This is a genomic window from Haloprofundus marisrubri, assembly GCF_001469955.1.
GTDB classification, from domain to species: Archaea; Halobacteriota; Halobacteria; order Halobacteriales; family Haloferacaceae; genus Haloprofundus; species Haloprofundus marisrubri.
On sequence record NZ_LOPU01000016.1, the window covers coordinates 307,463 to 321,083 of the forward strand.

General features: G+C 64.7%; 20 protein-coding genes. 13 read left to right on the forward strand and 7 right to left on the reverse strand.

Going from position 1 to position 13,621, the window contains the following annotated elements:
- Positions 1 to 26 precede the first annotated feature (26 nt).
- The 3 genes from AUR64_RS04560 to gvpA all read right to left on the reverse strand — a co-directional run bounded on the left by AUR64_RS04560 (position 27) and on the right by gvpA (position 1,166).
- A complete protein-coding gene (locus tag AUR64_RS04560) occupies positions 27 to 296 on the reverse strand; it encodes a hypothetical protein (RefSeq protein WP_058580748.1) in 270 nt (89 codons plus the stop codon).
- A gap of 3 nt (positions 297 to 299) precedes the next feature.
- Positions 300 to 818, reverse strand: a complete 519-nt coding sequence (locus AUR64_RS21220; RefSeq protein ID WP_058580749.1) for a gas vesicle protein GvpO — start codon at positions 816 to 818, stop codon at positions 300 to 302.
- 75 nt (positions 819 to 893) lie between these two features.
- A complete protein-coding gene (gvpA, locus tag AUR64_RS04570; protein ID WP_058580750.1) occupies positions 894 to 1,166 on the reverse strand; it encodes a gas vesicle protein GvpA in 273 nt (90 codons plus the stop codon).
- 183 nt (positions 1,167 to 1,349) lie between these two features.
- Between gvpA and AUR64_RS04575 the strand changes: the two genes are divergently transcribed.
- From AUR64_RS04575 to AUR64_RS04620, 10 genes are all read left to right on the forward strand, one after another.
- A complete protein-coding gene (locus AUR64_RS04575; protein WP_058580751.1) occupies positions 1,350 to 1,967 on the forward strand; it encodes a GvpL/GvpF family gas vesicle protein in 618 nt (205 codons plus the stop codon).
- Complete coding sequence (gene gvpG / locus AUR64_RS04580; RefSeq protein ID WP_058580752.1) at positions 1,967 to 2,224, forward strand: gas vesicle protein GvpG; 258 nt, start codon at positions 1,967 to 1,969, stop codon at positions 2,222 to 2,224. The genes AUR64_RS04575 and gvpG overlap by 1 nt, the downstream gene beginning before the upstream one ends.
- Positions 2,221 to 2,742, forward strand: coding sequence for a gas vesicle protein GvpH (gene gvpH, locus AUR64_RS04585; protein ID WP_058580753.1), 522 nt, complete (start codon positions 2,221 to 2,223; stop codon positions 2,740 to 2,742). The genes gvpG and gvpH overlap by 4 nt, the downstream gene beginning before the upstream one ends.
- Positions 2,739 to 3,632: a hypothetical protein gene (locus AUR64_RS04590; RefSeq protein ID WP_155120520.1), complete on the forward strand. Its 894-nt coding sequence runs from the start codon at positions 2,739 to 2,741 to the stop codon at positions 3,630 to 3,632. The genes gvpH and AUR64_RS04590 overlap by 4 nt, the downstream gene beginning before the upstream one ends.
- Entirely contained in the window at positions 3,625 to 4,083 is a 459-nt protein-coding gene (gene gvpJ / locus AUR64_RS21365; protein ID WP_058580755.1) for a gas vesicle protein GvpJ, read from the forward strand. Before AUR64_RS04590 ends, gvpJ begins: the two co-directional genes overlap by 8 nt.
- Entirely contained in the window at positions 4,070 to 4,381 is a 312-nt protein-coding gene (locus AUR64_RS04600) for a gas vesicle protein K (protein ID WP_058580756.1), read from the forward strand. The genes gvpJ and AUR64_RS04600 overlap by 14 nt, the downstream gene beginning before the upstream one ends.
- The gene (gvpL, locus tag AUR64_RS04605) at positions 4,378 to 5,298 is read left to right on the forward strand and encodes a gas vesicle protein GvpL (RefSeq protein WP_058580757.1); all 921 of its coding nucleotides are present in this window, start codon (positions 4,378 to 4,380) and stop codon (positions 5,296 to 5,298) included. Before AUR64_RS04600 ends, gvpL begins: the two co-directional genes overlap by 4 nt.
- Before the next feature lies 1 nt (position 5,299).
- Entirely contained in the window at positions 5,300 to 5,668 is a 369-nt protein-coding gene (gene gvpM, locus AUR64_RS21370; RefSeq protein ID WP_071391206.1) for a gas vesicle protein GvpM, read from the forward strand.
- Between the two features lie 61 nt (positions 5,669 to 5,729).
- On the forward strand, positions 5,730 to 6,395 hold the full coding sequence (locus AUR64_RS04615) for a helix-turn-helix domain-containing protein (protein ID WP_058580758.1): 666 nt from the start codon (positions 5,730 to 5,732) through the stop codon (positions 6,393 to 6,395).
- 89 nt (positions 6,396 to 6,484) lie between these two features.
- On the forward strand, positions 6,485 to 7,300 hold the full coding sequence (locus AUR64_RS04620) for a lipoate--protein ligase family protein (protein WP_058580759.1): 816 nt from the start codon (positions 6,485 to 6,487) through the stop codon (positions 7,298 to 7,300).
- 3 nt (positions 7,301 to 7,303) lie between these two features.
- Here the strand turns inward: AUR64_RS04620 and AUR64_RS04625 are convergent, their stop codons facing one another.
- Positions 7,304 to 7,837, reverse strand: coding sequence for a redoxin domain-containing protein (locus AUR64_RS04625; protein WP_058580760.1), 534 nt, complete (start codon positions 7,835 to 7,837; stop codon positions 7,304 to 7,306).
- A 111-nt stretch (positions 7,838 to 7,948) separates the two neighbouring features.
- On the opposite strand from AUR64_RS04625, the gene AUR64_RS04630 reads away from it, so the two are divergent.
- Together AUR64_RS04630 and AUR64_RS04635 are read left to right on the forward strand one after the other, a co-directional pair.
- Positions 7,949 to 8,779 carry a deoxyribonuclease IV gene (locus AUR64_RS04630; protein ID WP_058580862.1) on the forward strand — a complete coding sequence of 277 codons (831 nt, stop codon included), beginning with the start codon at positions 7,949 to 7,951 and terminating at the stop codon, positions 8,777 to 8,779.
- 75 nt (positions 8,780 to 8,854) lie between these two features.
- Positions 8,855 to 9,661, forward strand: coding sequence for a class I SAM-dependent methyltransferase (locus tag AUR64_RS04635; RefSeq protein WP_082230597.1), 807 nt, complete (start codon positions 8,855 to 8,857; stop codon positions 9,659 to 9,661).
- Positions 9,662 to 9,663: 2 nt separating this feature from the next.
- On the opposite strand, the gene AUR64_RS04640 is transcribed toward AUR64_RS04635, so the two are convergent.
- Together AUR64_RS04640 and AUR64_RS04645 are read right to left on the reverse strand one after the other, a co-directional pair.
- A complete protein-coding gene (locus tag AUR64_RS04640; RefSeq protein ID WP_058580761.1) occupies positions 9,664 to 9,903 on the reverse strand; it encodes a hypothetical protein in 240 nt (79 codons plus the stop codon).
- 69 nt (positions 9,904 to 9,972) lie between these two features.
- Positions 9,973 to 10,623: a DUF7095 family protein gene (locus tag AUR64_RS04645; protein ID WP_058580762.1), complete on the reverse strand. Its 651-nt coding sequence runs from the start codon at positions 10,621 to 10,623 to the stop codon at positions 9,973 to 9,975.
- Positions 10,624 to 10,853: 230 nt separating this feature from the next.
- On the opposite strand from AUR64_RS04645, the gene AUR64_RS04650 reads away from it, so the two are divergent.
- Positions 10,854 to 12,797: a glycoside hydrolase family 15 protein gene (locus AUR64_RS04650; RefSeq protein WP_058580763.1), complete on the forward strand. Its 1,944-nt coding sequence runs from the start codon at positions 10,854 to 10,856 to the stop codon at positions 12,795 to 12,797.
- A gap of 24 nt (positions 12,798 to 12,821) precedes the next feature.
- Here the strand turns inward: AUR64_RS04650 and AUR64_RS04655 are convergent, their stop codons facing one another.
- Positions 12,822 to 13,616, reverse strand: coding sequence for an NAD-dependent epimerase/dehydratase family protein (locus AUR64_RS04655; protein WP_058580764.1), 795 nt, complete (start codon positions 13,614 to 13,616; stop codon positions 12,822 to 12,824).
- Between the last annotated feature and the right edge of the window lie 5 nt (positions 13,617 to 13,621).

Below are 13,621 nucleotides of genomic sequence, written 5' to 3' on the forward strand. Positions count from 1 at the left end.
TCTCTGTCGATGAAGACGAAGCGATGTCAGGCAGGCTTCGTCCGCCGACCGCGGACCGCGTACGCGACGCCCGTCGCCGAGGCGACGAGCGTGCCGAGGACAACGCCGACCACGAGCAACTGTGCGAAAAGCGGCGTCAGCACCGACTCGACGCCCGCCGCCGACAACGCTGCGAGCCACATCGCCGTCGCTCCGGCGAGGAACCCGACTCGGTAGCGGCCGTGCGCGCCGTGGGCGGCGTCGAGACACAGCACTCCGCAGCAGAGAAACAACGCGAGCGTCGCCGAATCCGCCATCGCCTACACGTGTTCCTCTCGGTCGGTGTCGGCGCGGCGGTACCGGTCGACGCGGCGGTAGCCCGTCACGGTCCCACCCTCGTCGAGTTGAATTTCGTACGCGCCCAGAATGTCTTGGGTGTCCGGCACGGACGGCCGTTCGATGACCTCGACCACGCCCTCCCAGCCGTCGTCGACTCGACGGAGTTCGGTGACGCCGTCGAGTTCGTGGCCGATGAGTTCGGTGGCGACGTTTCGCACCGACTCCTTGACCGACATGATGTCGGCGGTTTCGCTTTGGTTCGACGAGTCGTTCTCGTCGCTTTCGTCCTCGTCTTCGTCTCCGGAGCCGTCGGCTTCCGGTTGCGGTTCTCCCTCGGCGACTTCGTCCAACCGCCGACGAATCGCTTCCTTGGCGCTCGAACGGTCTTCTCCCGACTGTTCGGCCTCGTAGGCGTCGCGAAGCGTCGCTTGGTCGTCTATCTCCTGCAGTTCGTCTTCGAGTTCGTCGACTGTGTGTTCGGTTGGGTCTAACTCTGGCATCGGTGGCTCCGGTCGGATTCCTCAGTTTTTGCCGTGGGTCCTGCCCGGACCGCCCGTCGGCGCGAGTACGCCGACTTACGTCGTCGGTTCGTTCGGGTGCGTAGGCGTATCGACTTCGATTTCGTTGATGTCGTAGTCGCCCTCCCCGGACGTCGCTTGCTCTATCTTCGATATCTCGTGTGCGTAGTGCAGGAACGTGTCGACGGACGCGGCGACGATACGAGCCTCGACGGTGAGTATCTCGATACCGACGACCGACACCCGTGCCCAGATGTCGACGACGATACCTTTGTCGAGAATGCGGTCGAGCACTTCCGCGAGACTCGTGCTGTCTGGAGTATTCTGCATCGTACCGTATGAACCACGACTGCAACGTTAGCCACTTGGCCTGCAAATGCAGGGAGTACATATCCGTTCGGCGGAACGTGTTCGAAGTTTGTCGGTCGTCCGCGTATAAACACCCTGCACCTGCCGGCACAAGGGTACACTGGATTGCCGCCGATACTGACGGCAACGGCAGTCGAAGCTCCCATGACTCAGTATCTCTACACGTACGGGGTGACCGACGACGGGTCGTTCGAGATGGACCTCCCGGGCGTCGACGACGCGACGACGGTGTACACCGTCGATTACCGACGGTACTCGGCTATCGTCTCCGACATCGAGACGATGGAACCCGAGGAAACCGACGAGAACGCCCGCCTCCACGACGACGTGCTTCAGGCGGTCATCGAAGACCGAACCGTGGTTCCGATGCGCTTCGGGATGACGTTCAAAAACGGCCGCGCGCTGAAAGGCGTCCTCCGCGGCGGACAGCGCGCGTTCCGCCGGGCGCTGATGAACGTCGACGGGAAGGTCGAACTCGGCGTCAAACTCGTCACCGAGGAGGGCGTCGAAATCGACCGAGACGCCGTCCGCGAGGACGTGACCGAGCGTCTCGGCGCGGTAAGCGACCAACGCGCCGAGAACGACCTGTTCAGCGACCGCCTCGTCGTCAACGACTCCTATCTCGTCGCCCACGAGGACCGCGAGGCGTTCGGCGAGGTGATGGGCGACGTGACCGAGACGTACGAGGGTGAACTGAAAGTACAGTACACGGGGCCGTGGGCGCCGTACAACTTCGTCGACATCGAAATCGGGGCGCAGTGATGTTCATCATCGACGACCTGTTGATACGGCCCTTCGTCACCATCGCGGACACGCTGCACACGATGGCGGTCAAGGAAGTGTACGACGTAGGGACGATTCAGGACGAACTGAAAGAGACCCGACTGCTGTACGAACTCGGCGAGTTGGACAGAGAGACGTACGAAACGCGGAGCGAACAACTACGAGAAGACCTCGAACTGGCCAAAGAGATGCAACAGAAACTGCTCAGCGGTAACGTACAGGTGGCACAGGCGTGAGCGACGACCCAGTCGATAGACACAGCGACGACCCCGGCGAACCCGAAGAGTGGCCCTCCCGCGGCATCGTCGCGCGGGTCCAGTCGCTTCTGGAGACGCTGGCGGCGATGGACAGAGACGACGAGACCCGACGTGTCGGAACCGGGGGCGGCCGCTCCGGACCGGCCGACTTCGACTTCGGCTACTCGATTCGGACGGGTATCACCGACCGACCGGAGAACGGACCCGACCGAACTGACCGGACCTACCGCACCCCCTCCGACGAGTCGTTCGACCCCGAACGCGTCCACCTCGACAGTCGCGTCGACGACGACGGCTACCACGTCGTCGCCGATATCCCCGGCATCTCGGCGTCGCGTATCGACGCGGAACTCCGCGAGGCCGACCGGACGCTCGTGGTCACTGTCGACGACGACCCAGTCGGACGAGTGAAGTTCGACCGCCCGATGCGACTCGTCGAGACCGCCGTCCGAAACCACATCCTCCGAGCACGACTCGAACTGGAGACCGAACCGTGAGCGAGCAAACCACATCCGACTCGGATGCGAATTCGGCGACCGAGTCCGCGGACGGACCGATGGATGCGCTCGCCGATGTCGACGACCTGTACGAGACGGCCGTCGAGATTCTGGGCCGCCTCACCGACGACGGCAACGGCGACGGCGAGGAAGGGTCCACAGGCGAACAGATAGCGACCGACCTCGACTTGCTCGTGGACGTCGCCGTCGAAGCGGCCGAGCTACTCGACGAAATCGAACTCTCGACACTTCTCGACACCGTGAACGTCGACGAACTACCGGAGGCGATTTCGTTCGAAGAACTGCCGGAGGCGCTCGCCGACAGTAATCCGCGCGCCGCGGTGAACGTCTCGAAACTCGTGCAACTCATCAACTTGAGTACGCTGTTGACCGAGACGGACCTCCAGCGTACGCGCGAGGAGTACGCCGAACTGGAGGAAGCCGTCGACGCGTTCACCGACGACGGGATGGTTCAGACCGACGACGACGGGGACGAAGACAAAAACGGCGACGACGACCTGTTCGGCGAGTCGTTCGGGGACTCACTGTTGGGAGGCGACGAGGAGATGTCGATGGTCCAGACGGAGATGTCGCAGGCGGTGATTCAGTCGGAGTTGAGCGCGGCCGTCGAGGAGTTCCGCCGAGGTATCGTCGCCGCCCACCAGAAACTGGACCGACTACGGAAGTACAACGAGAAGCGGTTCCGCCAGCGGGCCAGTTCGACGAACAACTCCCGGAACCCGACCGCTCGGTCGTTGCTCCCGAAATCGCAGTCACCCGTCGGCGCGACACGGTTTTCGACGGTCCCGAAGCAGGTTCGACACTCCGGCGTGGAGGGCCACAAGCGAATCTACGGTCCGCGGTTCGAGGAGGAGAAGGCCGATGAGTAGTGCCGGCCCCACCCGAACGAGCGACAGTCTGGCGGACGTCGTCGAGATGCTTCTGGACAAAGGTATCGTCATCAACGCCGACATCGTCGTCTCCGTCGGGCAGACGGAACTGCTCGGCATCGAACTCCGCGCGGCCATCGCCTCGTTCGAAACGGCCGCCCAGTACGGCTTGCAGTTCCCAGAGGGAACCAACATGGACCGCGTCGAGGCGGCGTCTGGCCGCGACGCGCTTCCCGGGGACGAGAACGGGCCACTCGCGCCGGTCATCGACGCAGCGAACGCCGGTGACGACGAATCGAGCGAGGGGACCGACGACACCCACGACTCGGGAGCAGGCGAAAGCAGCGACGATGAAACGTCGCAAACGGCCGAAGAGGACGACGCCGACGACGAAGAGACCGAGACGACCGAAGCGACCACCGAATCGGGAGGTGACGATGCCGACGGTTGATATCGACGGTGACGAGGCTTCAGACGGCCTGTTCGCACTCGTCATCGCCGTCGTCGAGATACTCGTCGACGCGCTCGAACGCGAGGCGATTCGGCGCATGGAATCGGAATCGCTCACCGACGCGGAGATAGAGCGCCTCGGCAGCCACCTCGCGGAACTGGAGGCCGAAATCGACCGGTTGAAAGAGGAAGTCGGCGTCGGCGACGACGTGGACCGCCTGCGCGGTGACCTCGACGGTCTCGTGAGCGACGCGCTGTTGGACCTCGACGACAGCAGACCGGGGGTCGACTCACGGTGAGCGCACCGACGGCCGACCCCGGAACGAGTGTCTCGGACGGACGATACGTCTACTGCGTCGTCGCCGTCGAAGAAGACGAAAGCGACGAGCGAGACGACTGGTCCGAACCGAACGGCGTCGACGGAGCGGAAGCCTACCTCGTGACGAGCGACGGCGTCGGTGCCGTCGTCCATCGCTGTGAGCGGACACCGAACCCGGCCGACCTCTCGTCGGTCAAGCGGTCGCTGCTCAGACATCAACACGTCGTCGACGCAGCGGGCGAGGCGTTCGGGACGCCGCTCCCGTTTCGCTTCGGGACGGTCGTCGAAGGCGGCGACGAGGCGGTCGAACGGTGGCTGACGGAGACGGCAGACACCCAGAGAAAGCATCTCGACGCACTCTCGGGCAAGTGGGAGTACCGCATCGAGGTCGGATGGGACGAGGACGCGCTGGCGGAGACGGTGGAATCGAACGACGACCGACTGCGCGAACTCGCCGAGAAACTGGAGGACTCCTCGGAAGGGACATCGTATCTGCTCCAGAAGCAGTACGACAAACGGCTCTCGGACCTCGTGTACGGCGAGCGGGAAGCGCGAGTGAGCGACCTCGTCGAGCGACTCGACCCGCTAATCGACCGGATGGAGGAACTCGGCCGCCCGTCGGTGTCGCTCGAAGACGACCAGGGGTCCGACCGGCAGTCCGACGACGGCCCGACGCTCCGGGTCGCTGTGTTCGCACCGAAACAAAACGAGATTCCAATCGGCGACGTACTCGACGACGTGGAGGCCGACCCCGAGACGACGGCGGTGCAGTACACCGGCCCGTGGCCACCGTATACGTTCGCGCCGTCGCTCGGCGACGAAGGAAACGGTAACGGCGAATCGACCGAGAGTAACGCCGACACGACCGACGTCGGCCCCGGAGCAGGTGGGGCGTAACGTGCGGCCGACCCGTCGGGACGACGACGCGGTCGTCGACCTCGTCGACGTGTTGCTCACCAAGGGCGCGATGATACAGGCGGACCTCGTCATCACCGTCGCGGACATCCCACTCGTCGGGGTGCAACTGCGGGCGGCGCTCGCCGGAATGGAGACCATGCTGGAGTACGGACTCCTCACGGAGTGGGACGAGAAGACGCGCGAACGGGCGCTACGCCGCCAGCGACGGGCACAGGAGACACGAGGCGCTCGCCCGAGTTCCGGCGTTCGACCCGCACCGAGAACACCCAACGGGGGCGACGAACACGACGAAACAGGCCGAGATTACGCGCGTCCGAACAACCGTTCCGCCGACGAAAGCACCCAGTAATCCAAACTGTTCTGCGTATCCGGCCCATTACTAATCCCCTTCGAGCACGTATCTCGGTGTTATGAGCGTCGTCGCAACCCTCGAACATCCGACCGAGCAGTTTCCACTCCAGAGCACGCTCGCCAGCGTGCCGGGTCTCGAAATCGAAGCGGAGTCGGTCGCCGCCCACGGCACCGACCGCCTGCTCGCGTTCGTTTGGATGCGGTGCGACGACTGGGGCGCACTGGACCAAGCGCTCGCCACCGACCACACGCTCACCGACGCCGCTCTCCTTAAAGAACAGGGCGAACGACGACTCTACCGACTCGACTGGGCGGAAGGCTTCGAACCGGTCGCACGACTACTCGACGACGAGGGGGCGACCATCATGAACGCCTCCGCTCGCAACGACGCTTGGACGTTCCGCATCCTCTTTCCACACCGTGACTCGCTCTCGCGGACGCTTCGCGTCACCGAGGAGGAAGCCGCGGGCTTCTCGGTCCAGCGGATTCGGGAGTTCGACACCGCCCGTAACGGGTCGGACGTAGACGACACGTTCGGTCTCACCGCCTCCCAGCGCGAGGCGCTCCGGGTAGCGCTCGACGGCGGCTACTATCAGGTGCCCCGCGGGGCGGAACTCTCCGAACTCGCCGCCGACCTGAACATCAGCCACCAGGCGCTCTCGGAGCGTCTCCGCCGCGCCCACGGCCATCTCGCCGCCTACGCCGTCGAACAGTTCGGCCCGTAAGCGGACGATTCGCTTATCTCGTTCTCTCGGTCTCTCCCTTCTCGACGCACGCCGTAACCGCTTTCCGCCGTTCCTGCTTACCGCCGGCTATGACAGACGACGCGCCGGCCGACCGACAGTGGCGACTCGTCCGCGAGGAGTCCCGGTCGGGGCCGATGAACATGGCGCTCGACGAAATCGCCGCCGAGACGGCCGCCGACGGCGGCCCGCGAACCGTTCGCGTCTACCAGTGGGAGCCGAGTACGCTGTCTCTGGGCTATCGACAAGAGCCCGAGACGGTCGACTGGGCGTTCTGCGAGGACGAGAAAGTCACCGTCACACGCCGTCAGACCGGTGGTGGCGGCATCTACCACGATGAGTTCGGCGACATCTCCTACTCCATCACCGCCCCCGCCGACGAACTCCCGAGTCGACTGCTCGACTGCTATCACCTGCTCTGTACGCCCGTCCTCGACGGCTTCGAGCGGATGGGCGTCGCCGCCGACTTCGCCGACGAGGAACTGCCGGCTATCCACCAGCCGGCGTGTTACCTCCGGGAACTCCACCCCGCCCACGACGTGGTCGCCGGCGGGCGGAAAATCAGCGGAAACGCACAGTACCGCCGGCGCGACGCCGTCATCCAACACGGGTCGTTGACCTACAGCGTCCTCGCCGACGAACATCTGGGCGTGTTCGCCGACCCCGGTATCGACGCCGAACGCTTCCGCGAACGCGTCACGGGTATCGACGAACAGGCGGACATCTCCCGGGAAGACGCGGTGTCGGCGCTCGAAGCCGCCCTCGGTGAGTGGGTCGACGCCGAGGAAGGTCAGTGGACCGACGAGGAACTGGAGCGGGCCAGAGCGCGTGCACAAGAGAAGTACGAGAGCGAGGAGTGGGTGCAACGACGCGCCGAGTCGCGGTAGCCGTCAGAACCCGAACGTCTCCGCCCCGCCGTCGCCGAGTTCAGCCTGAATCGCGTCGTGAATCTCGCCGACCGGCGGCGTGTCGCGCGTCGGGTCTAACCAGTGTTCGCCGACCCATTTGTACCGAACCGTCATCGACTCGTCGAGGAGAAAACAGGAGCGCCGCGAGCGGCGTGAGAGACCGAACGCTCGGTAAGCGACGCCGAACGCCTCCGCGATAGCGAGGTTACCGTCAGTGTACAGCGGAAAGCCGAGATTCAGGCGTTTGATGAACTGTTTGTGGGTTCGAGCGCCGGATTTGCTCACGCCGACGACCTGTACCTGCTCGCCGGTCGAAAACCAGTCGAAGTCGCGGAACGAACACCACTCTTCGATACAGTCGGGGCTGAAATCCGCGGTGTAAAACGACAACAACACCGGTTTCTCCGCCGCCAGTGTCGACAGCGACACGTCTTCTACCTCACCGTCGGGTCGAACGAGTTGCCCGGTGACGTCGGGGGCGGAGTCGCCCACGTCGACGCCGATTTGTTCGGCCATGGAACTCTCTTTGATTGCAACAGGTTAGCTGTTCGTGTCTCGGTATGGACCGAGTGGCATCGTCACCGCGACTCCGAAGTTCCTATGCCCGTCGGATTCTTCGGCGCTGATATGCGAGTCGGAGCACACGTCTCGATTGCGGGCGGCGTCGACAACGCCGTCGAACGGCAGACGAACGTCGGTGGCAACTGCGGACAGATATTCACCCACTCTCCACAGGTGTGGAAACACACCGAGATAGACGACGAGGACGCGGCGACGTTCCGCGAGGAGACGACAGAGCAACTCGACGGCCCGTGGGTCATCCACTCGTCGTATCTCGTCAACCTCTGTACGCCGAAAGACGGCCTCCGCGAGAAATCCATCGACTCGATGCAGAAGGAGGTCGACGCCGCGTCTCGACTCGGCGTCGAGTACGTCAACGTCCACCTCGGCGCGCACACCGGCGCGGGCGTCGACCAAGGCCTCGAAAACGCGGCGTCGGCGCTGGAGGAACTCGACGTCCCCGACGGCGTGACGGTGCTCGTTGAGAGCGACGCCGGCAGCGGCACGAAACTCGGCGGCGACTTCGAACATCTCGCCACCGTCATCGAGAACTCCGACCTCGATATCGACGTCTGTCTCGACACGGCGCACGCGTTCGCCGCGGGCTACGACCTCTCGACGGCCGAAGGCGTCGATGACACTGTCAGTGCCTTCGACGACGTAATCGGCCTCGAACATCTCAAATGCGTCCACCTGAACGACTCGAAACACGAGTGCGGGACGAACAAAGACGAACACGCACACATCGGCGAGGGCTACATCGGTGAGGAAGGGATGGACGCGTTCGTCAACCACCCGGACCTCGCGGACGTGCCGCTCGTCTTGGAGACGCCGAACGGCGAAGAGAAAGGCTTCGAGTGGGACATCGCTCGCGTGAAGGAACTCCGCGAGAACTAACGCTTTTCTCTTAGCTGCTGGGCCTTTCGACGACGAATCCCCTCGCTTATGGGCGGCGTCACCGAACAGCGAGTCATGCGCCGGTTCACCGCCGAGTATCTCGAACGCACCCGCGAGGGAATGTGGGGCGGGTCACGCGAGGCACTCGCCGATCTCGATTTGCCGAACCGGGACCGGATTCTCGACGTCGGTTGTGGGACGGGCGAACTCGCCCGCGTTCTCGCCGAAGACGCACCCGACGCAGCGGTCGTCGGCGTCGACGCCGACCCGCGCCTGCTCCGTGTCGCCCGCGAGCAGGCCGGAATCTCGGTCATCGGCGGCGACGCGACTCGCCTTCCCGTCGTCGACGACGCCGCGGACCTCGTCGTCTGTCAGGCGCTTTTGAGCAATCTCCCGTCCCCGAGCGAAGCGGTTTCGGCGTTTGCTCGGGCCTCCTCGGACCTCGTCGCGGCCGTCGAACCCGACAACGCCTCGGTGGGCGTCGACTCTTCCGTCGCCGCCGAGGTAACGCTCGAACGCAGCGTCCGTGAAGCGTATCTCGACGGGGTAGAGACCGACGTTTCGCTGGGCGACCGAGTTTCGGACCTGTTCGCCGACGCGGGTCTCTCCGATATTCGGACGCGCCGCCACCACCAACGGAAGGTCGTCGAACCACCGTACAGCGAGGGCGACGTGAAGAGCGCGCGGCTGAAAGCGACCGGCGAGGGTCTCGACAGATACGAGACGGAACTCCGGCAGACGCTTTCTGACTCGGAGTTCGACGCACTCCGCGCCGAGTGGCGCGAGATGGGCCGGTCGGTGGTCGACCAGATGCAGGCCGGTCAGTACCGGCGCGCAGAAGTAGTTCCGTTCGACGTGACCGTCGGACGGGTGTTGGATTGAGATTACTCGCCGGCGTTCGGACCGGTGAGCGAGTCGTCTTCTTCGCCACCCTCGCCACCCTCGCCACCCTCGCCACCTTCTCCGCCTTCTTCCCCTTCTCCGCCTTCTCCGCCTTCGCCACCCTCACCCTCTTCTCCTTCGCCACCGGGTGCCGAACAGCCAGCCAGTCCGACTGTGGTGGTGACGCCTACGGCACCTGCGATACGGACGAACCGTCGTCTCGACGTGTGTTCTCGACTCATCGAATCGAGGGTCACGGCCGAGGAAAATAGAACGTCGGACTGTCAGGTGTTTCGAACGGTCGAGTCGGCTCAGACCACGTCGCCGCGGACGGTCGTCCCGGTCTGTTCGGCGCGGTACTCGCGCATCCGCGACGCGGCGGTTTGTGCCTCCTCGTCGTCCATCCCGAGCATCTCCAAGGCACCCGAAAGCGTCGGGAAGGGGAGTTCGCCGCCGCGGAGTTTTTCGAGCGTTTCGTCGCCGCGTTGACCCTCTAACCAGAGACAGACGCCGCGAGGGTCGAGAATCTCCTCGTAGGCGTCGCGGGCGACGGCCCCTCGAAGACGCTGGGTGACGTTGTCGTCGAAACTCGCGTTGCACACTTCGAGGTGGACGGGTTCGCCGTCGTCGAGCAGGTGGGCGGCGAGGCATTTCTCGGGGGCGGCGTAGCCGTTGTCGTTGGCGCGGACGGACTCGGGGAACTGCTCGGCCCAGTCGGCGGAGACGCTCTTGCCGATGCCCTTGACACCGAATCGGCGCTCCAACTCGGCCGCCCGTTTCTCGTCCGCGTCACCGCGCATCATGATATCCTTCGTGAGGTAGACGTCGAGGCGGTCGATGGGGTCGAGTCCGAGCGCCACGTCGCCGTACACCCATATCTCGCGGACCGGCACGGGCATCGTCTCGGATTCGACCGTATCGACGAGTGCTTCGACGCGGTCGAGAGCTTCCTGTCGCTCCATCGTCGGAGCATCCGTACCCCGCAGGCAAAACGGTTTCCGACCGCAATCGGCTCTACATTCGACATTCGACCGAGTCACCGGGGAGACAGCGCTTTTGTTGACTCCACCCCTATCTGTGGTAGATGTTCTACCGCGTGCCCGCGTCCGACTCACACACCTCTCCGTCCGTCACGGCCTTGCCGACAGGTTCCGACTGTTCGACCGACAGCCGACTCGTCCGGAGCTAACCAGTGCGGGCCGCGTTCACACCGATTGGCGAGTACGGCGTCGTCGGTAACCTCGAAACCTGTGCACTCGTCGCCCCCGACGGTTCCGTCGAGTGGCTTCCGTTTCCGGCGCTCGATTCGGCGTCGGTGTTCGCTTCGATGCTCGACCTCGACCGGGGCGGTCGATTCCGTATCGGCCCCGTCGGCGAGTTCGATGCCGAACGACAGTATCTCTCGCGGACGAACGTCCTCCAGACGACGTTTCACACCGACTCGGGCACCGCGACGGTCACCGACTTCATGCCGATACCCGATGAGACGCCCGGAACGCATCGAGCCTTGTACCGTCGCGTCGCCTGTACGGAGGGAAGCGTCGATATGCGCGTCGAGTTCGCCCCCCGATTCGACTACGGCCGCCTCGGCGCACGGTTCGAGCGGACCGAACAGGGAGTCCGTGCGGTTGTCGAGGGCGACCCGGAGGAGTGTGAGACCGTAACCGACGACGGACCCGACGGATACGTTCCGCTCTACCTCGACTGTTCGACTCCGCTTTCGACCGGAGAGCGAGATACGGCGACGACAACACTGGCGCTCGAACGCGACGAGACGGAGTGGTTCGTTCTCCGCGCCGACGACCCGGAGTCAGACGACTCTGCGGACTCTGCGGACTCTGCGGACTCGTCGCAGCCACCGCAACTCCCGGACCCGACAGCGGTTCTCGATGCGACAGTCGAGTACTGGCGCGAGTGGATTCACTCCTGTGAGACCGCCGACTGTATCTTCGACGGCCCGTGGCACGACGTCACCGTCCGGTCTGGGCTGACGCTGAAACTGCTGACGAACCACGAGGCAGGGTCGATAGCCGCCGCGGCGACGACGTCGCTGCCGGAGGACATCGGCGGCGTCCGCAACTGGGACTACCGTTTCAGTTGGCTGCGCGACAGCGCGTTCACCGTCCAAGCGCTGTCGAACCTCGGCCACGTCGACGAGGCGTCGGCGTACTTCGAGTGGTTGCTCGGCCTCTGTCAGGTCGACGACCCGACGGAGATTCAACCGGTGTACGGCCTTCACGGCGAGACGGAACTCGACGAACAGGAGCGCGACTATCTCACCGGCTATCGGCGCTCGAAACCGGTTCGCGTCGGCAACGACGCCGCCGGTCAGACGCAACTCGACATCTACGGCCAACTCGTCCTCGCCGTCGCGGAGACGGCCCGCTACGGCGAGTCGGTGACGCCCGACGACTGGACGGCGCTGTGTCGCATCATCGAACACGTCCGCGAGGTCTGGACCGACCCCGACGCCGGTATCTGGGAGGTCCGAGACGGCCCCAAGCAGTTCGTCCACTCGAAGGTGATGTGCTGGGTCGCACTGGACCGTGGCATCGAACTCGCGGAGACGTTCGACCGCGACGCGCCACTCGACGACTGGCGCGAGACGCGAGACGAGATACGTGAGGAAGTTCTGGACCGCGGGTACAGCGACGAACTCGGCAGTTTCACCCAGACGTACGACGGCGATTCGCTGGACGCGACGGCGCTTCTTATCCCGGTACTCGGCTTCCTGCCGTTCGACGACGAACGCGTCGAAGGGACCATCGAAGCGATTCGGGAACGCCTCGAAGACGACTCGGGACTCGTCGCCCGTTACGACGGCGACGACGGCTTACCCGGTGAGGAGGGCGCGTTCGTCCTCTGCTCCTTTTGGTTGGTCGACGCGCTGGTGCTGTCGGGTCGCGTCGACGACGCCCGCGAGTTGTTCGAGCGACTCGTCGAATGGACGGGGCCACTCGGACTACTCGCCGAGGAACTCGACTCCGAGAGCGGTCGGCAACTCGGAAACTTCCCGCAGGCGTTCAGCCACATCGGTCTCATAAACAGTGCACTCTACCTCGGCGCGGCGATGGGCTACGACACACCCGGACCTGCACCGATGGGGATGCGTCTGGAAAACGGCTCGGCGCACTGACGCCGGAAACGGTGAGTCAGTCGTTCACTCGTCGAGTTCGACTGCCGAATTGTCCCGCGGTCGGTACCCGATTGCGTGTCGCGTTTCGGTCAAGGAGAGATATCGGCCGTCGTTCGCGGAGACGCCGTGGGCCGTCACCGCTTCGCCGCCGGTGTCGCCGAGTCCGTCGCCCTCCAGCGACGCCGTCGTCGCCGCGCGAACGACGCGCCGACAGTCGGCGGGGCTGAGCCACATCGCGTGGAGGAACTGCGAGTCGACGCCGGAGTCGGCATCTTTCTCGCGGAGGTCGTCTGGAGTGAGCAGCCACCCGATGCGCAGATTGACCACGTCGATGTCGTGTCGCGCGGCGTACAACTGTCCCAGCGCTTCGCCGGAGACTTTCGAGACGCCGTAGAAGGAGTCCGGAAGCGTCGGGTCGTCGGGGCGGACGGTTCGCACGCGGTCGGTCATCGACTCGGGGTCGTCGGCGTCGGAGACGTTGTACTGGTGGACGGCGTGGTTCGAAGAGGAAAAGACGACCCGGTCGAGGCCGTTTTCGACGGCCGCCTCGTAAGCGTTGTGCGTGCCGTCGATGTTCGTCTCGAAGACGCCGTCCCAGTCGGCGGTCGGCGAGGGGTTTGCGGCGAGGTGGACGAGTACGTCGTGTCCGGAGAGCGCCTCCGAGAACGCCTCCGCGTCGGTCACGTCGAGGACGACGCTGTCGATATCGTCGTGTTCACGGTGGGTTATCGCTGTCACCTCGTGCTCGGTGTTCTCGAACGCACGTAGCGCCTCTCTGCCGACGTTTCCTGCTGCACCGGTGATTGCGACCTTCGCCATAGGAA

What these genes read in the sequence shown, in the direction of transcription:
- AUR64_RS04600 (WP_058580756.1), top strand. Translation starts at nt 4,070, where the DNA reads ATGCCGACGGTTGATATCGACGGTGACGAGGCTTCAGACGGCCTGTTC.
- gvpG (WP_058580752.1), top strand. Translation starts at nt 1,967, where the DNA reads ATGTTCATCATCGACGACCTGTTGATACGGCCCTTCGTCACCATCGCG.
- AUR64_RS04645 (WP_058580762.1), bottom strand. Translation starts at nt 10,623, where the DNA reads ATGGAGCGACAGGAAGCTCTCGACCGCGTCGAAGCACTCGTCGATACG.
- gvpJ (WP_058580755.1), top strand. Translation starts at nt 3,625, where the DNA reads ATGAGTAGTGCCGGCCCCACCCGAACGAGCGACAGTCTGGCGGACGTC.
- AUR64_RS04630 (WP_058580862.1), top strand. Translation starts at nt 7,949, where the DNA reads ATGCGAGTCGGAGCACACGTCTCGATTGCGGGCGGCGTCGACAACGCC.
- gvpA (WP_058580750.1), bottom strand. Translation starts at nt 1,166, where the DNA reads ATGCAGAATACTCCAGACAGCACGAGTCTCGCGGAAGTGCTCGACCGC.
- AUR64_RS04625 (WP_058580760.1), bottom strand. Translation starts at nt 7,837, where the DNA reads ATGGCCGAACAAATCGGCGTCGACGTGGGCGACTCCGCCCCCGACGTC.
- AUR64_RS04655 (WP_058580764.1), bottom strand. Translation starts at nt 13,616, where the DNA reads ATGGCGAAGGTCGCAATCACCGGTGCAGCAGGAAACGTCGGCAGAGAG.
- AUR64_RS04560 (WP_058580748.1), bottom strand. Translation starts at nt 296, where the DNA reads ATGGCGGATTCGGCGACGCTCGCGTTGTTTCTCTGCTGCGGAGTGCTG.
- AUR64_RS21220 (WP_058580749.1), bottom strand. Translation starts at nt 818, where the DNA reads ATGCCAGAGTTAGACCCAACCGAACACACAGTCGACGAACTCGAAGAC.
- AUR64_RS04615 (WP_058580758.1), top strand. Translation starts at nt 5,730, where the DNA reads ATGAGCGTCGTCGCAACCCTCGAACATCCGACCGAGCAGTTTCCACTC.
- AUR64_RS04575 (WP_058580751.1), top strand. Translation starts at nt 1,350, where the DNA reads ATGACTCAGTATCTCTACACGTACGGGGTGACCGACGACGGGTCGTTC.
- AUR64_RS04635 (WP_082230597.1), top strand. Translation starts at nt 8,855, where the DNA reads ATGCGCCGGTTCACCGCCGAGTATCTCGAACGCACCCGCGAGGGAATG.
- AUR64_RS04620 (WP_058580759.1), top strand. Translation starts at nt 6,485, where the DNA reads ATGACAGACGACGCGCCGGCCGACCGACAGTGGCGACTCGTCCGCGAG.
- AUR64_RS04640 (WP_058580761.1), bottom strand. Translation starts at nt 9,903, where the DNA reads ATGAGTCGAGAACACACGTCGAGACGACGGTTCGTCCGTATCGCAGGT.